The 21,554-nt window shown below is 56.7% G+C and carries 25 protein-coding genes; 7 read left to right on the forward strand and 18 right to left on the reverse strand.

What is annotated here, in order from left to right; all coding sequences use genetic code 11:
* Window positions 1-70: 70 nt before the first annotated feature.
* From IM295_RS03285 to mutY, 4 genes are all read right to left on the reverse strand, one after another.
* Window positions 71-1,327, reverse strand: a complete 1,257-nt coding sequence (locus IM295_RS03285) for a nucleoside permease (RefSeq protein WP_193066216.1) — start codon at window positions 1,325-1,327, stop codon at window positions 71-73.
* 268 nt (window positions 1,328-1,595) lie between these two features.
* Window positions 1,596-2,672 carry a membrane-bound lytic murein transglycosylase MltC gene (mltC, locus tag IM295_RS03290; RefSeq protein WP_045260773.1) on the reverse strand — a complete coding sequence of 359 codons (1,077 nt, stop codon included), beginning with the start codon at window positions 2,670-2,672 and terminating at the stop codon, window positions 1,596-1,598.
* A 56-nt stretch (window positions 2,673-2,728) separates the two neighbouring features.
* Window positions 2,729-3,001: an oxidative damage protection protein gene (locus IM295_RS03295; protein WP_023309138.1), complete on the reverse strand. Its 273-nt coding sequence runs from the start codon at window positions 2,999-3,001 to the stop codon at window positions 2,729-2,731.
* A 26-nt stretch (window positions 3,002-3,027) separates the two neighbouring features.
* Entirely contained in the window at window positions 3,028-4,080 is a 1,053-nt protein-coding gene (gene mutY / locus IM295_RS03300; protein WP_193066217.1) for an A/G-specific adenine glycosylase, read from the reverse strand.
* 144 nt (window positions 4,081-4,224) lie between these two features.
* Here mutY and trmB point away from each other — a divergent pair, with 144 nt between their 5' ends.
* Genes trmB through IM295_RS03315 form a run of 3 tightly spaced genes read left to right on the forward strand, consistent with a single transcriptional unit; the run spans window position 4,225 to window position 6,044 of the window.
* Window positions 4,225-4,944, forward strand: a complete 720-nt coding sequence (trmB, locus tag IM295_RS03305) for a tRNA (guanosine(46)-N7)-methyltransferase TrmB (protein WP_193066218.1) — start codon at window positions 4,225-4,227, stop codon at window positions 4,942-4,944.
* Entirely contained in the window at window positions 4,944-5,270 is a 327-nt protein-coding gene (locus IM295_RS03310) for a YggL family protein (RefSeq protein WP_028014375.1), read from the forward strand. The genes trmB and IM295_RS03310 overlap by 1 nt, the downstream gene beginning before the upstream one ends.
* A gap of 57 nt (window positions 5,271-5,327) precedes the next feature.
* Window positions 5,328-6,044: a DUF2884 domain-containing protein gene (locus IM295_RS03315; protein ID WP_041908321.1), complete on the forward strand. Its 717-nt coding sequence runs from the start codon at window positions 5,328-5,330 to the stop codon at window positions 6,042-6,044.
* 204 nt (window positions 6,045-6,248) lie between these two features.
* Here IM295_RS03315 and hemW read toward each other — a convergent pair whose 3' ends face one another.
* From hemW to IM295_RS03340, 5 genes are read right to left on the reverse strand one after another with little or no spacing between them, the layout of a single operon-like run.
* Window positions 6,249-7,391: a radical SAM family heme chaperone HemW gene (gene hemW, locus IM295_RS03320; RefSeq protein ID WP_193066219.1), complete on the reverse strand. Its 1,143-nt coding sequence runs from the start codon at window positions 7,389-7,391 to the stop codon at window positions 6,249-6,251.
* On the reverse strand, window positions 7,384-7,977 hold the full coding sequence (locus IM295_RS03325) for an XTP/dITP diphosphatase (protein WP_010435473.1): 594 nt from the start codon (window positions 7,975-7,977) through the stop codon (window positions 7,384-7,386). The genes hemW and IM295_RS03325 overlap by 8 nt, the downstream gene beginning before the upstream one ends.
* Before the next feature lie 3 nt (window positions 7,978-7,980).
* The gene (yggU, locus tag IM295_RS03330; RefSeq protein ID WP_047364545.1) at window positions 7,981-8,277 is read right to left on the reverse strand and encodes a DUF167 family protein YggU; all 297 of its coding nucleotides are present in this window, start codon (window positions 8,275-8,277) and stop codon (window positions 7,981-7,983) included.
* Entirely contained in the window at window positions 8,274-8,840 is a 567-nt protein-coding gene (locus IM295_RS03335; protein WP_045260768.1) for a YggT family protein, read from the reverse strand. Before IM295_RS03335 ends, yggU begins: the two co-directional genes overlap by 4 nt.
* A 21-nt stretch (window positions 8,841-8,861) precedes the next feature.
* Window positions 8,862-9,563 (reverse strand): YggS family pyridoxal phosphate-dependent enzyme, encoded by a 702-nt coding sequence (locus IM295_RS03340; protein ID WP_028014370.1) that lies wholly within the window; start codon window positions 9,561-9,563, stop codon window positions 8,862-8,864.
* Window positions 9,564-9,580: 17 nt separating this feature from the next.
* Between IM295_RS03340 and IM295_RS03345 the strand changes: the two genes are divergently transcribed.
* Window positions 9,581-10,561, forward strand: coding sequence for a type IV pilus twitching motility protein PilT (locus IM295_RS03345; RefSeq protein ID WP_193031033.1), 981 nt, complete (start codon window positions 9,581-9,583; stop codon window positions 10,559-10,561).
* 10 nt (window positions 10,562-10,571) lie between these two features.
* Here IM295_RS03345 and ruvX read toward each other — a convergent pair whose 3' ends face one another.
* The 9 genes from ruvX to IM295_RS23220 all read right to left on the reverse strand — a co-directional run bounded on the left by ruvX (window position 10,572) and on the right by IM295_RS23220 (window position 18,116).
* The gene (gene ruvX, locus IM295_RS03350; protein WP_021242076.1) at window positions 10,572-10,988 is read right to left on the reverse strand and encodes a Holliday junction resolvase RuvX; all 417 of its coding nucleotides are present in this window, start codon (window positions 10,986-10,988) and stop codon (window positions 10,572-10,574) included.
* On the reverse strand, window positions 10,988-11,548 hold the full coding sequence (locus IM295_RS03355; RefSeq protein ID WP_028014368.1) for a YqgE/AlgH family protein: 561 nt from the start codon (window positions 11,546-11,548) through the stop codon (window positions 10,988-10,990). Before IM295_RS03355 ends, ruvX begins: the two co-directional genes overlap by 1 nt.
* Window positions 11,549-11,622: 74 nt before the next feature.
* Window positions 11,623-12,570, reverse strand: a complete 948-nt coding sequence (gshB, locus tag IM295_RS03360; RefSeq protein ID WP_033146605.1) for a glutathione synthase — start codon at window positions 12,568-12,570, stop codon at window positions 11,623-11,625.
* A 19-nt stretch (window positions 12,571-12,589) separates the two neighbouring features.
* Window positions 12,590-13,321 carry a 16S rRNA (uracil(1498)-N(3))-methyltransferase gene (gene rsmE / locus IM295_RS03365; protein ID WP_041908327.1) on the reverse strand — a complete coding sequence of 244 codons (732 nt, stop codon included), beginning with the start codon at window positions 13,319-13,321 and terminating at the stop codon, window positions 12,590-12,592.
* 51 nt (window positions 13,322-13,372) lie between these two features.
* Window positions 13,373-14,080: a deoxyribonuclease I gene (gene endA, locus IM295_RS03370; RefSeq protein WP_028014365.1), complete on the reverse strand. Its 708-nt coding sequence runs from the start codon at window positions 14,078-14,080 to the stop codon at window positions 13,373-13,375.
* A gap of 94 nt (window positions 14,081-14,174) precedes the next feature.
* On the reverse strand, window positions 14,175-14,672 hold the full coding sequence (locus tag IM295_RS03375) for a SprT family zinc-dependent metalloprotease (RefSeq protein ID WP_136485047.1): 498 nt from the start codon (window positions 14,670-14,672) through the stop codon (window positions 14,175-14,177).
* A 58-nt stretch (window positions 14,673-14,730) separates the two neighbouring features.
* A complete protein-coding gene (galP, locus tag IM295_RS03380; protein ID WP_041908328.1) occupies window positions 14,731-16,128 on the reverse strand; it encodes a galactose/proton symporter in 1,398 nt (465 codons plus the stop codon).
* 359 nt (window positions 16,129-16,487) lie between these two features.
* Window positions 16,488-17,642: a methionine adenosyltransferase gene (metK, locus tag IM295_RS03385; RefSeq protein ID WP_041908329.1), complete on the reverse strand. Its 1,155-nt coding sequence runs from the start codon at window positions 17,640-17,642 to the stop codon at window positions 16,488-16,490.
* A 186-nt stretch (window positions 17,643-17,828) separates the two neighbouring features.
* Window positions 17,829-18,116, reverse strand: a complete 288-nt coding sequence (locus IM295_RS23220) for a hypothetical protein (RefSeq protein ID WP_253956797.1) — start codon at window positions 18,114-18,116, stop codon at window positions 17,829-17,831.
* A gap of 189 nt (window positions 18,117-18,305) precedes the next feature.
* Here IM295_RS23220 and yqgB point away from each other — a divergent pair, with 189 nt between their 5' ends.
* From yqgB to speB, 3 genes are all read left to right on the forward strand, one after another.
* The gene (yqgB, locus tag IM295_RS03400; RefSeq protein ID WP_139795425.1) at window positions 18,306-18,437 is read left to right on the forward strand and encodes an acid stress response protein YqgB; all 132 of its coding nucleotides are present in this window, start codon (window positions 18,306-18,308) and stop codon (window positions 18,435-18,437) included.
* An 8-nt stretch (window positions 18,438-18,445) separates the two neighbouring features.
* On the forward strand, window positions 18,446-20,422 hold the full coding sequence (speA, locus tag IM295_RS03405; RefSeq protein WP_028014361.1) for a biosynthetic arginine decarboxylase: 1,977 nt from the start codon (window positions 18,446-18,448) through the stop codon (window positions 20,420-20,422).
* A 210-nt stretch (window positions 20,423-20,632) separates the two neighbouring features.
* Window positions 20,633-21,553 carry an agmatinase gene (gene speB, locus IM295_RS03410; RefSeq protein ID WP_193066220.1) on the forward strand — a complete coding sequence of 307 codons (921 nt, stop codon included), beginning with the start codon at window positions 20,633-20,635 and terminating at the stop codon, window positions 21,551-21,553.
* Window position 21,554 lies beyond the last annotated feature (1 nt).

A 21,554-nucleotide genomic window follows, 5' to 3' on the forward strand; every position in this document is an offset into this window, starting at 1 on the left:
GGCTACGCCTTACCCGGCCTACGGTCTGGTTTTGTAGGCCCGGTAAGCGAAGCGCCACCGGGCACAACAATTAATGCGCAATCGGCTGCGTACCGTGCGCTGTGCGAACGTGCTTGTACTTGAACAGCGCGAGGAACGCGAAGAACAGCACCAGCGAATACGCCGCGAAGATCAGCCACACGGGCTGCCAGTCGGTGATACCGTTGGTGGTGTACATCTCAACCACTTTACCGCTCACCACGCCGCCCAGAATACAGCCGAAGCCGTTGGTCATCATCAGGAACATGCCCTGCGCGCTGGCGCGGATTTCAGGCTTCACCTCTTTTTCCACAAACACCGAACCGGAGATGTTGAAGAAGTCGAAGGCGCAGCCGTAAACAATCATCGACAGCACCAGCAGCACGGTGCCGAACGCGCTCGGGTCGCCGTAGGCGAACAGGCCGAAGCGCAGCATCCACGCGGCGATACTGATCAGCATGACGTTTTTGATGCCGTAGCGACTCAGGAAGAACGGGATGGTCAGGATGAACAGCGTCTCGGAGATCTGCGAGATGGACATCATCACCGACGCGTGCTCAACGATAAAGCTCCCGGCAAACAGCGGATCGTTATCGAAGCTGTGCAGGAAGGTGTTGCCGAACATGTTGGTGATTTGCAGCTCCGCGCCCAGCAGCATGGAGAAGATAAAGAAGATCGCCATGCGCTTGTTTTTGAACAGGGCGAAGGCATCCAGGCCAAGCATGGTGCTCCAGCTCTGGTTTTTCTGCTGGTTAGATACCGGAATGGTTGGCAGCGTCAGGGTGAACAGCGCCAGCAGTACGGAGAGCGCAGCACCAATATACAGCTGCATGTGGCTCAGCTCGAAGCCCGCGAAGCTCACGCCCCACATCGCCATGATAAAGCCGATGGTGCCCCAGATACGGATTGGCGGGAAGTCGGTGACGATATCCAGGCCGGCAGATTTCAGGCGGTAGTAGGAGATGGAGTTGATCAGCCCAAGCGTTGGCATGTACGCCAGCGAGTTAAGCAGGATCACCATAAACATAGCCCCCGGCGTGGTCACTTCGGCCGCTATAAACAGCGTCCCCGCACCCACCAGATGGCAAAGCATATACAGCCATTTCGCACTTAACCATTTATCCGCCACGATACCGAGCAGCGTTGGCATGAAAACAGCCGCAATACCCAGCGAGCTGTAGACGGCACCGATTGACGCACCATCAAACTTGAGCGTCACAAACATATAGGAGCCGAGTGTAGTCAGCCAGCTACCCCACAGGCAGAACTGCAGAAACGACAAGATTTTAAGCTGCAGCTTAAGGTTCATGTTACTTTCCTCACAAGTGAGCGGGAGATATGTTGTTATAGGAACATTCAGGGTTGTTATTTGATGCAATTCTATCAGTTGGCAACGATATGTTTTGTTACCTTCCGCAAAAAAATGCAATCCACATTAATTTGCAGTTTGGATTGTGATGCAAATAACATTTTCGTATGGGTGGAGGATAGGTGCGGCCTGATGCCCTCACCCTGACCCTCTCCCACAGGGAGAGGGGAAGCAGAACCCCTTCTCCCTGTGGGAGAAGGAGGGCCGATCACCGACGACGATAGTTTTTCTGCGCCGTATTCACCTTATACAGGTATCGGCGGGATTCCGCAGACGGGTGGCGGGTGGTGAGGGTGGAGTAAACATCCCCCGGCGCCATGCTGTTGATGATGTTCGCAGCCTGCACTTTGTCATTCGAGAAGACGCGCAGCACGCTGCCCGCGCCGCCGTTATAGGCGGTGATCACCGCATAGCGACGCGACGTCGGGTTATCAATTCCGCCGAGATAGACATTGTTCAGCATCGCCAGATAGGCCGTGCCGGTATCAATGTTGCTTTGCGGATCGAACAGATAGCTGCGGCTCGGCGTGCCGGATTTCCCCTGCGAGCGGAAAACGTCTTTACCGGCGCTGTGCTGGACAACCTGCATCAGCCCCAGCGCGTCGGAACGGCTCACCGCGTACGGGTTGAACGAGGATTCGGTCTGCATAATCGCCAGGATCAGCGACTCGTCCACGCCATACTTACGCGACGCCTGACGCACCATGCCCAGATACTTATGCGCACGCTTGTCGAGGTGGTTCGGGACAAGGTTAATGGTAACGCTGTAGATAATCTTCAGGCCGTTAGAGCGGCTCTTCAGGCGCGTCTGCAGCAGGTAGTCGGCAAATTTCGTGGCGCGACCTTCCCAGCGGATCGGCTGTCCGGTCTGGTCGACAACCTGACCGTACAGGAACGGCTCTTTCGAAATGGTGATGTCGTCCGCATCGGAGTAGAGATCGATAGATCCCGGATCGTCACCCATCAGCAGGGTTTTGACGATCGCCTGACGCAGCCGTGCCGCAGGGTCGGTGCCTGCGATGGTCTCAATGGTGATCGTACCCTCATCAAAGTTGATGTGGCTACGGGTCAGATAGGCGTCGGTGTACTTAACGTAGTCCTTCGGTCCGGCAATAAGAACTTCGTTAAATCCCCATATGTTCTCGATGTTATGGGCAAACTGCCCCATCAAAATGTCAAAACCGTTGGTGTCCTTGACCCAGGCTTCATTGTAATCATCGCCTTTTTTGGACGAGCACGAGACCAGCAACGGCGCAACAAGGGCTAGCGCTAAAAGTTTTTTCATCATTCCGGGAGTGCGTGTTGTGTTTGCTTTAACGGCGGGGTTTCACCCGCACGCTGTTATTTTTCCGGCGGCGTATAGCCTTCGATGTGGACGTCTTTGCCCTCGAACAGGAAGCTCACCATCTCCTGCTCCAGCAGCTTGCGGTGCTCCGGGTTCATCATGCTGAGCTTTTTCTCGTTGATCAGCATAGTCTGTTTTTTCTGCCACTGTCCCCAGGCTTCTTTGGAGATCTCGTTATAGATGCGCTTGCCCAGGTCGCCCGGGTAGAGCTGGAAATCCTGGCCTTCAGCGTCGCGCTGCAGGAAAGTACAAAAAATGGTTCTGGCCATACGTATTCCTCTTTGTGTTGCCGATGCTAAACCATTGCACCGGCACGTAATTGCTGTAACAGGCGCTCCACGGGAGCCGCCAGCCCGACTGATGGCGGTTGCGCTAAGTTATACCAGAGAGCGGTGCCTTCATCCATGCAGGAGGTGAATGAGGACACGGGAAGCCACATCGGTACTATATCCAGATGGAAATGGCTGAAGGTGTGGCGAAACGCGGTCAGCTGCGTCAGGGTATCTGCCGCAATGCCGCGCTGTTTAAGCCATTCACGCAGCAAGTTTTCATCTTCAAACTGTGGGAAGCAGTATAGACCACCCCACAGACCGCTCGGCGGACGCTGGGCGAGGAAGACGTCGTCACCGTGCTGCATCAGCAGCATGTAGCCGGTGCGCTCCGGCAGCGTCTGTTTAGGTTTCTTAGCCGGATACTGCGCCCATGACTGGTTGGCATACGCCACGCAGAGGTTGTTCACCGGGCAGAGTTCGCACTTCGGTTTTGAGCGCGTGCAGACCATCGCGCCGAGATCCATCATCGCCTGGTTAAAACGCTCTACGCCCTTCGCCGGGGTGACCGCTTCAGCGATCTCCCACAGGCGTTTTTCAACGTCTTTCTTACCCGGCCAGCCGTCAACGGCGTAGCAGCGTGCGAGCACGCGCTTCACGTTGCCGTCGAGGATCGGGAAATGCTTGCCTAATGAAAGGGAGAGGATCGCGCCTGCGGTTGAACGTCCTACGCCGGGTAAATCGGCCACCTCGTCAAAGGTTTCAGGGAATTTACCGTTGTGGCGGGTGGTGACCTGCTGCGCGGCCTTGTGCAGGTTGCGCGCGCGGGCGTAATAGCCCAGCCCGGTCCACAGGTGCAGCACTTCGTCCAACGGCGCGTTTGCCAGGTCGGTGACCGTCGGGAAGCGTGCCATAAAACGCTCGAAGTAAGGGATCACCGTGGCGACCTGCGTTTGTTGCAACATCACCTCGGAGAGCCATACTTTGTAGGGCGTTTTTTCAATTTGCCAGGGCAGGGTTTTACGCCCGTATTTGTCGTACCAGTCCAGCACCTGGGCTGAAAATTGAGAGGCTTGCATGGTCATCGATTCGCATAATCAGGGACGCAGATTGCAGCACAGCGTCAATCTGCTGTAAACCGGATCTTTCCCATGCTTGCATAGAAGCCTTAACTTTGGATAATGCCCGTTTCCCGAACATTCTCACAAGCAGACAACTCTTTTATGAAAAACGACGTCATTTCACCGGAATTTGATGAAAACGGTCGCCCGCTGCGCCGTATTCGCAGCTTTGTCCGCCGTCAGGGCCGCCTGACAAAAGGGCAGCAACACGCGCTGGACAACTACTGGCCGGTGATGGGCGTTGAGTTCAGCGAGCAGCCGCTCGACTTTACCGAGCTGTTTGGCCGCGACGCGCCCGTCACGCTGGAGATCGGGTTTGGTATGGGCACCTCGCTGGTCACTATGGCGAAAGCGCGCCCGGAGCAGAACTTCCTCGGCATTGAAGTACACTCGCCGGGCGTCGGCGCGTGCCTGGCAACGGCCCACGAAGAGGGCGTTGAGAACCTGCGCGTGATGTGTCACGACGCGGTGGAAGTGCTGCACAAAATGATTCCTGACAATTCTTTGAACATGGTTCAGCTCTTTTTCCCTGACCCATGGCACAAAGCGCGTCATAATAAACGCCGTATCGTTCAGGCACCGTTTGCCGAGCTGGTGAAAAGCAAGCTCAAGCTGGGCGGCGTTTTCCACATGGCGACCGACTGGGAACCTTATGCGGAACACATGCTGGAAGTGATGTCGTCGCTGGACGGGTACAAAAATCAGTCCGAGAGCAACGACTACGTACCGCGTCCGCAATCGCGTCCGGTGACAAAATTTGAACAGCGTGGCCATCGTCTTGGTCACGGCGTATGGGACTTAATGTTCGAGAGGGTGAAATAATGGCAAAGAATCGTAGCCGTCGTCTGCGTAAAAAGATGCACATCGAAGAATTCCAGGAAGTGGGCTTCTCCGTTGCCTGGCGTTTCCCGGAAGGCACCAGCGTTGAGCAGATCGACCAGGACGTTGATGCGTTCATCAACGAGGTAATCGAGCCAAACAAGCTGGCCTTCGACGGTAGCGGCTACCTGGCGTGGGAAGGTCTGATCTGCACCCAGGAAGTGGGCAAATGCACCGAAGAACATCAGGCCCTGGTTCGCAAATGGCTTGAAGAGCACAAGCTGGAAGATGTCCGCGTGAGCGAACTTTTCGACGTTTGGTGGGACTAATAAAGCAGTAAGCGGGCCAGCATTAGCTGGCCCATTTTGTCTGAGGGAGTGTTTAAGATGCGCAAAACGTTGCTGGCTGTTGCTTTGATGGCAACCGGATTCACCGCCCATGCGGATTATCAATGTAGCGTCACCCCGCGTGATGACGTGGTGTTAAGCCCGCAAACCGTGCAGGTCAAAGGCGAGAACGGCAATCTGGTGATTACGCCGGAAGGAAACGTCACCTTTAACGGCAAACAGTACAACCTGACTGCCGCACAGCGTGAGCAGGCGAAAGATTATCAGGCCGATTTGCGTACCGCGCTGCCATGGATTAATGAAGGCGCCCTGACGCGCGTCGAAAAGAGCCGCGTCGCGCTGGACAAAATCATCACTAAAGAGGTGGGGGAGAGCAGTAATATGCGCTCCCGCCTTACGAAGCTCGACAAGCAGCTCAAAGAGCAGATGAACCGCATTATCGAGACGCGCTCTGATGGCCTGACGTTCCACTATAAGGCGATCGATCAGGTCCGCGCTGACGGCCAGCAGCTGGTGAACCAGGCGATGGGCGGCATCCTGCAGGACAGCATCAACGAGATGGGCGCCAAAGCCGTGCTGAAAGGCGGCGGTAACCCGCTGCAGGGCGTGCTGGGCAGCCTGGGCGGCTTGCAGACTTCCATTCAGAACGAGTGGAAGAACCAGGAAGATGATTTCCAGCAGTTCGGCAAAGACGTGTGTAAACGCGTGGTGTCGCTGGAAGACAGCCGGAAGGCGCTGGTGGGAACGCTGAAGTAAGTTCCCCTCACCCTAGCCCTCTCCCTTTCAGGGAGGGGGCTGGAGTGAGAGTTGCAGCATTTGCAGCGTCTCAAAGATCCTCTCTAACACCAACTCTTCGTATCCCAGAGTTCGTTGTTCCAGAAAACGAATAATTTCCATCCCCACACTCTGCCAGCCTTTCCCTTAGCCGGCAGAACGGGATGCGAAATCCTGAATCAGCCTTCAGGAATCTTCAGCGAGGAACAGCTCAAGAAGGGAGTTTAAGAACAGCTTGCCGTGCTCGGTGATCTGCCAGCATTCCGCACTCTCGGTGAGATACCCCTTTGCCAGCGCTTCGTCAATCTGCGGACGAATCACCGATTCCGCCAGGCCAGTGTACAGCGAAAACTCCGCGCGCGGCGCGGCTTCCAGCAGGCGGAAACGGTTCATAAAGAACTCAAACGGCTTATCCGCCGCCTCAACGTCGTGCTGACGCTCCAGGTAGCGGCCTTCCATATACCCGCGCGGGTGGCGGGTTTTGGCGGTGCGAAGGATGCGACCATCCGGGAAGGTCACCTTGCCGTGGGCGCCGCAGCCAATCCCCAGATAATCACCAAAACGCCAGTAGTTCAGGTTGTGCTGACACTGGAAGCCCAGCTTCGCGTAGGCGGACGTTTCATACTGCTGATACCCGGCAGCGGTCAAAAGCTTGTGGCCCTGCTCGAAGATATCCCACAGCGCGTCGTCATCCGGCAGCACCGGCGGGCGGGAGCCGAACAGCGTGTTTGGCTCGATGGTGAGCTGATACCACGACAAATGCGGTGGGTTCAGTTCAATTGCCTGGCGCAGATCGTCCAGCGCCTCTTCCAGCGACTGATCCGGCAGGCCATGCATCAAATCGAGGTTAAAGCTGCGCAGCCCAAGCCCCGTTGCCAGGTTCGCCGCGCGCTTCGCCTCTTCCGGGCCGTGAATGCGACCCAGACGCTTCAGCTTCGGCTCGCTAAAGCTCTGCACGCCGATGGAGATACGGTTCACGCCCGCGCGCTGATACTCGACAAAACGGTCGGCCTCAACGGTGCCGGGGTTGGCTTCCATCGTAATTTCCGCATCCGCCGCCAGGTTCAGACGCGCACGCACGCCGTCCAGCAGCGTCTGCATTGCCGGGCCTGACAGCAGGCTCGGCGTACCGCCACCAATGAAAATGGTCTTAACTTCACGTCCCTGTGCGTACGGCACATCGGCGTCCAGGTCGGCCAGCAGATGCGCGACGTAGTCATCGTGCGGCACTTCGCCCTTCAGCGCGTGCGAATTGAAATCGCAGTACGGGCATTTCTGCACGCACCACGGGATATGAATGTAAAGACTCAGAGGCGGCAAATTAGCCATTACGCAGTGCTTCCAGTAACAGTTTCAGCGCGCGTCCGCGGTGGGAAATCGCACTTTTCTCTTCGCGGGTCAGTTCCGCAGCGGTTTTGCCCTCGGTCGGGACAAAGAAAATCGGGTCGTAGCCAAAGCCGCCGTTGCCCGCCGCTTCACGGGTAATCACGCCCGGCCAGCTGCCGTGACAGACAATCGGCGTCGGGTCTTCCGCATGACGCATGTAGACCAGCACGCAGTGGAACTGCGCGGTACGCTGTTCGTCGGGAACGTCCTTCAGGGCCACGAGCAGCTTTTCCAGATTCTGCTGGTCGGTGGCGTCCACCCCGGAATAGCGCGCGGAGTAAATTCCCGGCGCGCCGCCGAGGAAATCCACGGCCAGACCGGAGTCGTCGGCAATCGCGGGCAGGCCGGTTACCTGCGCCGCATGGCGCGCTTTCAGAATGGCGTTTTCGATAAACGTCAGGCCCGTCTCTTCGGCGGACTCCACGCCCAGCTCGGTCTGAGCCACCACGTCCAGCCCAAAATCATTTAATAGCGAGGCCAGCTCGCGCACTTTACCGGCGTTACCGGTCGCGAGAACAACTTTCTGCATGGTTTAGTCCTGTTCTGTCAGAGCCGCGACTTCCGTCGGGATAGATTGCGGATTAAGGATTTTTACCTGTTTATGCCGCCCAAGTTCACCTTTTTCAATGATGACCTGGCTTTTGGCGACGCGAAACTGTTTTGCCAGATATTTGGTCAGATGCGCGTTCGCCTGGCCATCGACCGGTGGGGCGGTGATGGCGACCTTTAGCTCGTCGCCATGCAGCCCAACAATACTGTCACGGCTGGCTTTTGGCTGAATATACAGCCGTAAAACCAGCCCGTCGGTGCAGGTGCTTACTGCACTCATAGCGCCATCCACAGCCCCGGCAGCAGCATATCGCCCGTAGACTGGAGCAGTTCGGCGATCCCCATGTTGATCACATAGAGCAGCAGCACCAGGATCATCGGGGAGAAGTCGATGCCGCCCATGGACGGAAGCAGGTTACGGATCGGACGCAGCAGTGGCTCGGCCAGCTGAATCAAGGCGTACTCTACCGGGCTACGCCCCTGGCTTACCCAGCTCATGATCGCCATCACCAGCAGTACCCAGAAGATCAGCAAACCGACGGTTTTGATCAGAATCAGGACGGCGGCAATCCAGATAATCGGCTGGAAGGTGATGACCATAAACAGCACGATGGCTTTGAGCACGCTCAGAATAAACGCCACCAGCAGCGAAGCGCTGTCGATGGGGCCCATGGCCGGGATAATACGGCGCAGCGGTCCGACAACAGGTTGCGTGATTTTCACGACAAACTGGGAGAACGGATTGTAAAAGTCACAGCGGGCCCACTGCATCCAGACGCGCAGCAAAAGCGCCATCGTGTACAGCTCAATGACCGTTGAGAGCAGGAAAGTCAACGTCTTCATGGCGTTCCTCAGGTTTCCTTATTATTTGGTGTAGTCGCGCGCACCGAAAATGGCTGTGCCGATGCGCACCATAGTGCTGCCTGCCGCGATGGCGGCTTCCATATCATCCGACATGCCCAGTGAAAGCGTGTCTACCGTTTCATAGCGCGCTTTAAGCGCCTCAAATGCTACAGCCATTTGCTGTGCCACGGCAAACTGCCTTTCATAACTTGACTCAGGTGCCGGAATGGCCATCAGCCCGCGCAGGGTTAAGCGCGGCAGAGCGGCCACCTCTGCGGCCAGCGCATCCAGCTCGCTCAGCGCAATGCCGGACTTGCTGTTTTCATCACTGATGTTGATTTGAATCAGCACGTTAAGCGCAGGCATCTCCGCCGGGCGCTGGTCGCTCAGACGGGAAGCAATACGCAGACGGTCGATGGTATGGCACCAGTCAAAGTGCTCTGCTACCAGACGGCTTTTGTTCGACTGCAGGGGACCAATAAAGTGCCATTGCAGATCGGACGTCTCCTGCTCCTGGAAGTAGCGAATTTTATCCACACCTTCCTGCACGTAGTTTTCGCCAAACGCCCGGTGACCTGCAGCAATCGCTTCTGCGATAGCGCTCGCAGGCTTGGTTTTGCTGACTGCAAGCAACGTAATTTCTTCTGAAGCACGGCCGCAACGCGTTGCAGCGGCTGAGATTTTGTCCCGGACCTGTGCCAGGTTATGCGCAATGTCGTTCATTTTCCGAGGAGTAGTCTATGGATGTGGAAGAAATTGTGGCCCTTAGTGTAAAGCATAACGTCTCCGATCTACACCTGTGCAGTGATTCACCACCGCGCTGGCGCAGATTGGGCCGCCTTGAGCCGGCCCCGTTTCCGCCGCCCGATGTCGGGGCGTTGCTAAAGGCGTGGCTCAACGACGAACAGCAGGGCGCATGGTGGGCAAACGGGCAGGTCGATTTTGCCGTGACGGTCGCAGGAGACCAGCGTCTGCGCGGCAGTGCGTTTAAGCAGATGAAGGGCATCTCCGTTACCCTGCGGCTGTTGCCGCGTTCCTGTCCGCAGCTCCCTTCGCTTGGGGTGCCGCGCGCTATTCCCGAACTGTTGTCCAGCGACAACGGGTTGATTCTGGTAACGGGAGCGACCGGCAGCGGTAAATCCACCACGCTGGCCGCAATGGTCGACTTCCTCAACCGCCATACTGACGGCCATATCCTCACGCTTGAAGATCCGGTGGAGTTTATGTACCAGAGTGAACGTTGCCTGATTCAGCAGCGGGAGATAGGCCAGCACAGCCCGTCATTTGCAGAGGCGCTGCGCAGTGCGTTACGCGAGGACCCGGACGTTATTTTGCTGGGGGAGCTGCGCGACAGCGAAACGATCCGCCTGGCGCTGACGGCGGCGGAGACCGGGCATCTGGTGCTGGCGACGCTGCACACGCGCGGGGCAGCACAGGCGATTGAACGGTTGATCGATACGTTCCCGGCGCAGGAGAAAGATCCGGTGCGTAACCAGCTGGCTGGCAGCCTGCGGGCAGTGCTGGCGCAAAAGCTGCTTCCCGATCTTCAGGGCGGGCGCGTCGCGCTGTACGAGCTGCTGGTAAACACCGCGGCGGCGGCGAATCTGATTCGTGAGGGGAAGACGTGGCAGCTGCCCGGCATCATTCAAACCGGCCAGCAGGCGGGAATGCAGAACTTTGACCAGAGCCTGGCGGAGAGACGGGCACAGGGGCGGCTGTAGGCCCCTGCCTTTAAAAGCCCTGTTCGAAGTAGCTTTCGAGGATGATAACGGCTGAAGCGGAGTCTACGCTGCCTTTGTTGAGCGCCCGGAAGCCACCGTGTTCAAACAGGCCTGCACGCGCTTCGACGGTGCTGAGACGCTCGTCGTGAAGCTTCACGGAGACGCCAAAGCGGCCATGGATTTTATTGGCGAATTTACGCGCACGGGCGGTAAGCGGTTGCTCGGTGCCGTCCATGTTCAGCGGCAGGCCGACAATCACGTCGTCCGGCTGCCACTCTTTGAGCAGGCGCTCAATCAGGTTCCAGTCCGGCGTGCCGTCGTTAGCTTTCAGCGCCGTGAGCGGGCGGGCGGTGCCGGTGATCCGTTGACCCACGGCGACGCCGATGCTTTTGGTGCCGAAGTCGAAGGCGAGAAGGGTGCCGCTCATTACGCGTGCCCCGCTACGCCAGGCATGGTCAGAATATCAATGCCTATCAGCTTTGCCGCGTCACGCCAGCGATCGGCAATAGGGGTTTTAAACAGAATATTCATGTCCGCAGGTGCGGTAAGCCAGGCGTTATCGAGGATCTCTTGCTCAAGCTGGCCTTTCTCCCACGACGAATAGCCCAGCGCCACCAGCACTTCGGAAGGCTGCTCAGCGGTGCCCAGCGTTTCAAGCACGTCGCGCGAGGTGGTGATCACGGTGTTATCGGAGATGCGAATGCTGGAAGAGAATACCGGCGGGGTATGCAGGATAAAGCCGCGATCTTCGGCAAGAGGTCCACCCAGCATCACCGGTTTATCAAGCCGGATTTCCGGCAGGCGCGCTTCAGCCGAGATTTTCAGCTTGTCCAGAATCCCTTCAACCTGCAGGTTTTCCAGCGGTTTGTTGATGATAATACCCATCGCGCCGTCTTCATTGTATTCACAAATATAAACCACGGCGCGGCGAAAAATCGGATCCTGGAGAGCAGGCATGGCAATAAGAAAGTGATGCTGTAAATTCATTGTCAGAGGTACTGTTTCCTGGTTTAAAAAGCGACAGCGCCCAGTATGGGGATAAACCCAGGCGCTGTCACAGTTTATTTCTGTAAACGTTTTTCGATAGCGTCCATCAGCATTCCGGTGATCGAGATCGGGAACTCCGCTTCGATTTCGCGAATGCAGGTTGGGCTGGTGACGTTAACTTCAGTCAGGCGATCGCCGATGATATCCAGGCCAACGAAGATCAGGCCTTTGGCTTTCAGCGTTGGGCCAACGCGGCGGGCAATTTCCCAGTCGCTTTCGGTTAGCGGACGCGGCTCGCCGCGGCCACCTGCCGCCAGGTTACCGCGGGTTTCGCCACCCTGTGGGATACGCGCCAGGCAGTAAGGCACCGGCTCACCGTCCACGACCAGCACGCGCTTATCGCCATCTTTGATCGCTGGAATATAGTTTTGCGCCATGCAGTAACGCGTGCCCAGCTCGGTCAGCGTTTCGGCAATCACGCCAATGTTCGGGTCGCCTTCCTTCACGCGGAAAATAGACGCGCCGCCCATGCCGTCCAGCGGCTTCATGATGATGTCGCCGTGCTTCTGCCAGAATTCTTTCAGCTGCGCTTTGCTGCGGGTTACCAGCGTTTCCGGCGTCAGGTCAGAGAACCAGGCGGTGTAAAGCTTCTCGTTGCAGTCGCGCAGGCTCTGCGGCTTGTTGACGATCAGCGTCCCTTTCTCTTCGGCACGCTCAAGGATGTAGGTGCTATAGATGTATTCGGTGTCAAACGGCGGATCTTTACGCATCAGGATGACGTTGAGGTCGGCCAGGGCAATGTCCTGCTCGGTGCCGAATTCGTACCATTTGTCGTAGTTCTGCTCGACGTTAACGATGCGGGTGCGTGCGCGGGCTTCACCGTTGATCAGATAAAGATCGTTCATCTCCATATAGTGGAGCTCATAGCCACGACGCTGCGCTTCCAGCAGCATGGCGAAGCTGGAATCTTTCTTGATGTTAATGTTTGCGATGGGATCCATCACGATGCCGAGCTTTATCATGTTCTTCTCCGTTAATACTTCAACCCAGATCGCCAAACCGTACCTGTAGCGCGGTTATGGCCGTGAGTGCCGTTGTCTCAGTGCGCAGAACGCGAGGTCCCAACAGAATATCAGTAAACTGGTAGCGCGCCGTCATCGCAATTTCGTCCGCCGACAGGCCGCCTTCGGGGCCAATCAGCAGGCGTACGCGCTCAACGGGCAGCGGCAGCGTATTGATGCTGGCGCTGGCGCGCGGATGAAGATTGAGCTTCAGCCCGCTATCCTCTTCTGCACACCAGTCCTCCAGATCCATCGCCGGGCGGATCTCCGGAATACGGTTGCGGCCGCTCTGTTCGCAGGCCGCAATGGCGATTTTCTGCCACTGCTGGATCTTTTTGTTCAGACGTTCCGCATCCAGTTTAACGCCACAGCGCTCGGAAAAAAGTGGCGTAATGAGGCTTACACCCAGCTCAATGGATTTTTGAATGGTGAACTCCATCTTTTCTCCGCGCGACATCACCTGCCCAAGGTGGATGTGCAGCGGCGATTCACGGTCGTCCACTTCGCCGCGCAAGACATTTACATGCACGCTTTTTTTATCCGCCCGCGTGATTTCCGCGTCGAAAACCTGATTAGAGCCGTCGAACAGCTGTATTGCCTGGCCAGCCCCCATGCGCAGCACGCGGCCAACGTGGTTAGCGGCGTCGTCAGACAGGGCGATTTCGCGGCCTGCGGTAATCAGTTCAGGGTGGTAAATGCGGGGAATGCGCATAGTCAAAAATTCCATATGTCATGCGGTATAAGCGAATTGCCGTAGTGTAGGTTAGCTCTTTTGCGCCTGGCAAGCCCGCTGGACGTAAGGGTTATGATTCCCCTGGACTCTGGCGATACGTTCGTCGCGCTGGCATTCCCATTCCGTCACCGGATACTGCTTATCCCAGGCATTGAACAGCTGCGTCTGCTGGCGTGAAAGGTTGAGGTCATAACGGTCACGCATGTAGAAGTAGGTGCGGGCGATGCTGCCGCGCGCGCGGGCAGGGGGCTCGGCGACTTTCTCTTTGAAATCTACCTTCATACCGCACTGGCCGTACTGGCCTTCGCCACCGTTCCACTGGCTGTACATGAAATTGCCGCGGTCGCCGTTCACTTCACCTACCGCAGGCTGCAGGTTATGCATGTCGCTTTCCATCTGGCGATAAACCGGATCTTTGGCGCAGTTTTTACGACCGCCGTCCTGCCAGCACTGGCGCTGGTGACCAAACTGCCAGGCCGGAACGACATGCTCCCACTCGATGCGGCTGGCGCGGTTTTCGTTTTTACGCACCTTATAGCCGCAGGATTCGAGGTCAACGACCCCTTTTTTGCCCTGCCAGTTAATTTTGCAGCCGCAGTAGAAATCGCCCGGCACATCGGCGTTCACCTTCACGCCTGCTGCCTTGGCCTGGGAAAAACTGTTGATACCGTCGGCCAGGGCCTGACCGGAAAGCGCCGTCGCCAGAAAAGCGACCGCGAGAGAAACATTACGGGACATCTTACACTCCGTGTCAAAACGAGCCCGCAACGTAACGAATGTTGTTCCTGTATGCAATCAGTCAGATCAGAAAAGTTCCTGAAAGTTCAGGTGATTACTCTGCAATCAGCGGTTCGCCGCATTTGACGCAGCGGTAGGTCGCCTCGCCGCGCACCACGCGGTTATGGCGGCGGACGGTAAGCTGGTGCTGCTGACACTGGCAGCGATAGGGGAAGGTATTGCGGCGTACCGATTCCAGCTCGAACTGATGGGTACGGCGCGCCGGAACGCCGAGCACCGCTTCCATCATCCACTTCCACTCTTTGCCGTGCGGTGCGACGCGGCCAAAATGCTTCCATACCAGAAGGTGCGCCAGCTCGTGCGGCACCACTTCTTCAATAAACGCCTGCTGGTTTTCCATCATCAGCACCGGGTTCAGGCGGATCTCGTACGGTTCCAGCCAGGCGGTGCCGGCTGCGGTGCCGCGCTGCTGATAGACCAGCTTCGGTTCAGGGTAATTGCGGCCGAGTTTCAGATTCGCCTGGGCAAGTTTTTCCCGCAGGCTGCGCATAACGGCTTGCTGAATGGCGATGGGGAGACGGGGAGCTTTCATAGGGGCAGAGCATAAAGCGGGAAGCGGGGAGGCGCAAGAGGCGCCTCCCGCAAGAGGATTAGTCGTGGGCGCCGATTTCGCGCAGCGGACGACCTTTCATCAGGTTACGTTCAATATGTTCCAGAGAAACATGTTTGGTTTCTGGAACCAGCCAGACGGTCAGCACAATAAAGAAGATATTCAGACCGGCGTAGACCCAGAAGGTGTTGGCATTGCCCAGGGTGTTGAGCATGGTCAGGAACGTTGCGCCGACGATCATGTTGGCAATCCAGTTGGTTGCGGTAGAGCAGGTGATACCAAAATCACGCCCTTTCAGCGGCTGGATTTCAGAGCACAGTACCCAAATCAGCGGACCGGCGCTCATCGCAAACCCGACGATAAACATCAGCAGCATGCCCACCGCGAAGTACTGGGCGGTTGGGGAGTGAATGCCCACATGCATCATCGTACCGAGTACGCCCATACCCGTCGCCATCACCAGGAAGCCCAGGGTCAGGGTTGGCTTACGACCCCAGCGGTCCACCAGGCCGATGGCGATAAAGGTCGCCAGCACGTTGGTCAGGCCCACAATAACGGTGCCCCACATCTGCTCGGTGGTGTTGGTGTAACCCGCCAGTTCAAAGATTTTTGGCGCGTAGTACATGATGACGTTCATCCCGGTGAACTGCTGCATCACCTGCAGCAGCACGCCGAGGAACACCGCCCGACGGAAGTTGCTGTTCTCTTTAAACAGCGCCCAGCCGGACTGTTTTACCTTCAGGCTTTCGCGGATCTCTTCCAGCTCGTTTTTCGCTTCCGCGCTGGTATCGCGCAGGCGGAGCAGCACGCGTTCGGCATCAACGAAGCGGCGCTTGGCGGCAAACCAGCGCGGGCTGTCCGGCAGGAAGAAGACGCCAATCAACAGCAGAATAGCCGGGATGATGATCACGCCGAGCATCCAGCGCCATGCGCCGCTGTAGCTGAACGCGGTATCGGACAGGTAAGCGCCGAGAATACCGATGGTGATCATCAGCTGGTACATGGAAATCATACTGCCGCGGATTTTCTCCGGCGCTATTTCGGAGAGGTAGAGCGGGGCGGTGTAAGACGCCACGCCCACCGCAAGGCCCAGCAGCACGCGGGAAAGAATAAGCACTTCAACGTTAGGGGCGGCAGCGGAGAAGAGCGAACCGGCGACGAAGAGGATCGCACCGATCATCAGGCTCTTTTTGCGTCCGAGCTTGAAGGAGAGCCAGCCGCTGCCGACGGCCCCAACGGCCGCACCGAACATCATGGAGCTAACCACCCATTCCTGGGTATGCGCGTTAATCTGGAATTCGTCTGCGATGAAGGGAAGAGCGCCGGCAATGACGCCGATATCCAGGCCAAAGAGTAATCCTGCCAGGGCGGCGAGGAAGCAGACGAAGAAAGTCATCGCCTTGTTGGACGTACGCCCCTGTTTTTTATTGTCAGGCATTATGCCCTCCAGTTGGGTTATCAGTTTTATTGATGATAAGGGTAGGTGAGCGACCCATAAAAATATGTGAGATTAATCACAATGGTGTAATCGGTTACACTAACGTGAAACCGTAAAAATTATTAAAGCTTTGAAAATATAGAGGTAAACGAGGTGATGCGCATCGCGTTTGTTTGAATTTCAGACTTAACTGAAAGTAAATGTAACAGCAGAAGAAAGGCGATCATGCAAAGAGAATATTCTGAAAGAGGGATATATCCGGTGCGGTGTAATCGCTTTCAGTTGTGCGGCTTTAGCCGCGCCCCGACATAAAAAAAGCCAGCACAAAGGCTGGCCTGTTTAATACTCTCGGCTGTCGATTACTTCAGACCGGCAGCCTCACGCAGCAGAGCGGCTTTGTCGGTTTTTTCCCATGGGAAATGTTCACGACCAAAGTGACCGTATGCAGCGGTTTCCTGGTAGATTGGGTGCAGCAGATCCAGCATCTGAATCAGGCCGTATGGACGCAGGTCGAAGAACTCGCGCACCAGCAGGGTCAGCTGTTCTGAAGGCACTTTTTCAGTACCGAAGGTTTCCACCATGATGGAGGTTGGCTCAGCCACGCCGATAGCGTAGGAAACCTGAATTTCACAGCGGTCGGCCAGGCCGGCAGCAACGATGTTTTTCGCCACATAACGTGCAGCGTACGCGGCAGAACGGTCAACTTTAGACGGATCTTTACCGGAGAACGCGCCGCCACCGTGACGCGCCATGCCGCCGTAGGTATCAACGATGATTTTACGACCGGTCAGGCCGCAGTCGCCCATTGGGCCGCCGATAACAAAGCGTCCAGTTGGGTTGATGAAGAATTTGGTTGCTGAGCTCAGCCATTCGGTCGGCAGTACCGGCTTGATAATCTCTTCCATCACTGCTTCCTGCAGGGATTTCTGATCGATCTCTTCGGCATGCTGGGTAGACAGCACCACAGCGTCAATACCGACGATTTTGCCGTCGTCGTACTGGAAGGTGACCTGGCTTTTCGCATCCGGGCGCAGCCACGGCAGGGTGCCGTTTTTACGCACTTCAGCCTGACGCTGCACCAGACGGTGTGCGTAGGTCACAGGTGCTGGCATCAGCACGTCGGTTTCGTTGGTTGCATAACCGAACATCAGGCCCTGGTCGCCCGCGCCTTGTTCCAGCGGATCGGCACGGTCAACGCCCTGGTTAATGTCCGGAGACTGTTTGCCAATCGCGCTCAGCACAGCGCAGGAGTTGGCATCAAAGCCCATATCAGAATGCACATAGCCGATCTCACGCACCGTGTTACGGGTAATCTCTTCGATATCAACCCATGCGCTGGTGGTGATCTCACCGCCAACCAGAACCATGCCGGTTTTGACATAGGTTTCACACGCTACGCGCGCTTTAGGATCCTGCGCCAGGATCGCATCCAGCACCGCATCGGAGATTTGGTCAGCAATTTTATCAGGATGTCCTTCTGATACGGACTCGGACGTAAACAGGTGTTTTGCCATGTTTTATTTCACCTAAGAGGAATTTGGTTAGCTCAAGCTGCTGTGTGGAATAGCCAAAGGAGATAATTCTACCAAGGCCTGCAGGTTTTTGACACTGGCAGTATGAGTGTTAATCAGTATAGATGGATTAACATCTGGATGGCTATTTTAGGTCACTTCTTCGCCCGATTTCCAGTTTTTTTTGATTCATCTCTCACTGCGTTGAAATGGTTGCTGGAAATTTTTCCTGACGCTGCTGGCAACACGCGTATTTTTGTTTTGCTTTTTAGCCCCCTTCTCGGTATAAAACGCGGCGCGCGGCTCATATAAAATCAGCGCTCGATGAATACATCGTGTCGCCACTTCCAGCCGGGTTGAGCAGTGAACTGTTAGCTTTGGCTTGGGGTCCGTTTCATCAGAGGCGGCCGTGGAGGTGATACGAGATAATGAACCATCGTTTTCCGCTAATTCAGCGCTGCCGTTCTGGCGCGCCATTGATTCCCGCAACCCGCATTTCTAGTCTGCAAACCTGCCGATGTTATACCCATCTCGGCGCTTCTCAGGATTCAAGGGCCGGTTACGCTCTGTGAAAACTGAACAAGGGCGCTCTTGTTAATACAAGAGTTTTCTCGTGGTTTCGCCGAACCTTGTCATACAGAGTTCGGATACGTGTTTTACAATGATATGAATAAGAAACCGGTCGCACGGTCTGGATTTCAGCATACTCTGCTGGGAAACAGAGCCGTTTATGGGTTGTTATCGCCGTATAACGCTGCGATAGTAGTCAACTGTTTTACACTTAATACAAAGAGTTGAGGTTCGCTATGTCTGACGACATGTCTTCTTTTTCGCCTTCGTCAGCGGGCGAACAGGGTGTACTACGTTCTATGCAGGAGGTTGCGATGAGCTCCCAGGAAGCCAGCAAGATGCTGCGCACTTACAATATTGCCTGGTGGGGCAATAACTACTACGACGTCAACGAACTGGGCCACATCAGCGTCTGCCCGGACCCGGACGTCCCTGAAGCGCGCGTGGATCTCGCTAAGCTGGTGAAAGCCCGTGAAGCGCAGGGCCAGCGTTTGCCTGCACTGTTCTGCTTCCCGCAGATCCTGCAACATCGCCTGCGTTCCATTAACGCCGCGTTCAAGCGCGCGCGTGAATCCTACGGCTATAACGGCGACTACTTCCTGGTTTACCCGATCAAGGTGAACCAGCACCGCCGCGTAATCGAATCCCTGATCCACTCCGGCGAACCGCTGGGACTGGAAGCAGGCTCCAAAGCGGAGCTGATGGCGGTTCTGGCGCACGCGGGCATGACCCGGTCGGTGATCGTCTGTAACGGCTATAAAGACCGCGAATACATTCGTCTGGCGCTGATTGGCGAGAAGATGGGCCACAAGGTCTATCTGGTTATCGAGAAGATGACCGAAATTGCCATCGTGCTGGAAGAGGCCGAGCGTCTGAACGTGATCCCACGCCTCGGCGTGCGTGCGCGTCTGGCGTCGCAGGGTTCCGGTAAATGGCAGTCTTCCGGCGGTGAAAAATCCAAGTTCGGCCTCGCGGCGAACCAGGTGCTGCAGTTGGTGGAGATCCTGCGCGAGCGCGGTCGTCTGGACAGCATTCAGCTGCTGCACTTCCACCTCGGCTCGCAGATGGCCAATATCCGCGACATCGCCACCGGCGTGCGTGAGTCCGCGCGTTTCTACGTTGAGTTGCACAAGCTTGGCGTGAATATTCAGTGCTTCGACGTGGGCGGCGGCCTGGGCGTGGACTACGAAGGGACCCGCTCGCAGTCCGACTGCTCGGTGAACTACGGCCTGAACGAATACGCCAACAACATCATCTGGGCGATTGGCGATGCCTGTGAAGAGCACGGCCTGCCGCACCCGACGGTGATCACCGAGTCCGGCCGCGCGGTTACCGCGCACCATACGGTGCTGGTGTCTAATATCATTGGCGTTGAGCGCAGCGAAATCACCGAAGCGACGCCTCCGCAAGATGATGCCCCGCGTTCCCTGCAAAGCATGTGGGAAACCTGGCAGGAGATGCACGAGCCGGGCACGCGCCGTTCCCTGCGCGAATGGCTGCACGACAGCCAGATGGACCTGCACGATATCCACGTCGGCTACTCGTCAGGCACCTTCAGCCTGCAGGAGCGCGCGTGGGCGGAGCAGCTCTATCTGAACATGTGCCATGAAGTGCAGAAACAGCTCGACCCGAGCAACCGCGCGCATCGTCCGATTATCGACGAGTTGCAGGAGCGTATGGCGGACAAAATGTACGTCAACTTCTCCCTGTTCCAGTCGATGCCGGATGCCTGGGGTATCGACCAGCTGTTCCCGGTTCTGCCGCTGGAAGGGCTGAACCACGCCCCGGAACGTCGCGCAGTGCTGCTGGACATCACCTGTGACTCTGACGGCGCGATTGACCATTACGTTGACGGTGACGGTATCGCAACGACGATGCCAATGCCGGAGTACGATCCGGAGAACCCGCCAATGCTGGGCTTCTTTATGGTGGGTGCGTATCAGGAGATCCTCGGCAACATGCACAACCTGTTCGGCGATACCGAAGCGGTTGACGTGTTTGTCTTCCCTGACGGCAGCGTCGAGGTTGAGCTGTCCGACGAAGGGGACACCGTGGCGGACATGCTGGAATACGTGCAGCTGGATCCGAAAAAACTGCTCACCCAGTTCCGCGACCAGGTGAAAAACACCGGTCTGGACGACGCGCTGCAGCAGCAGTTCCTGGAAGAGTTTGAAGCGGGTCTGTACGGGTACACCTACCTGGAAGACGAGTAGGTAAAACTCCCTCTCCCGGTGGGAGAGGGTTGGGGTGAGGGCATCAGACCGCACAATGCCCTATACTCACTTGAACCCGTATGAATTAACGGCGATAATTCGCCCCAATATGCGATTTACGAATCAATCCCTTCCTCGTCGGGTTTAACGACGCGGAGGGGATTTTTTTTCATCTGTTTTTAATGTATCGACGTTAAAAGAGGTCAGGACATGAGCACTTTAGGTCATCAGTACGATAACTCTCTGGTATCTAACGCGTTTGGTTTTTTACGCCTTCCAATGAACTTCCAGCCGTACGACAGCGATGCGGACTGGGTGATCACCGGCGTGCCGTTCGACATGGCAACCTCCGGTCGTGCGGGTGGACGTCACGGCCCGGCGGCAATCCGCCAGGTTTCCACCAACCTGGCCTGGGAGCACAACCGCTTCCCGTGGAACTTCGACATGCGCGAGCGCCTGAACGTGGTGGACTGCGGTGACCTGGTGTACGCCTTCGGCGACACGCGTGAGATGAGCGAAAAGCTGCAGGCGCACGCCGAGAAGCTGCTGGCTGCCGGTAAGCGCATGCTCTCCTTCGGCGGTGACCACTTTGTCACTCTGCCGCTGCTGCGCGCTCACGCGAAGCACTTCGGTAAAATGGCGCTGGTGCACTTCGATGCGCATACCGACACCTACGCGAACGGCTGCGAGTTCGACCACGGCACCATGTTCTACACCGCGCCGAAAGAAGGCCTGATCGATCCGAACCACTCCGTGCAGATCGGCATCCGTACCGAGTTCGACAAAGACAACGGTTTCACCGTGCTGGACGCCGGCCAGGTGAACGATCGCGGCGTGGACGATATTCTGGCTCAGGTTAAGCAGATCGTCGGCGATATGCCTGTATACCTGACCTTCGATATCGACTGCCTGGATCCGGCGTTTGCACCGGGTACCGGTACGCCGGTTATTGGCGGCCTGACGTCAGACCGCGCCATCAAGCTGGTGCGTGGCCTGAAGGATCTGAACATCGTTGGGATGGACGTGGTGGAAGTGGCGCCAGCCTATGACCAGTCCGAGATCACCGCGCTTGCCGCGGCGACCCTGGCGCTGGAAATGCTCTACATCCAGGCCGCGAAAAAAGGCGAATAAG

Source organism: Enterobacter cloacae complex sp. P14RS (assembly GCF_014895895.1).
Lineage (GTDB): Bacteria > Pseudomonadota > Gammaproteobacteria > Enterobacterales > Enterobacteriaceae > Enterobacter > Enterobacter bugandensis.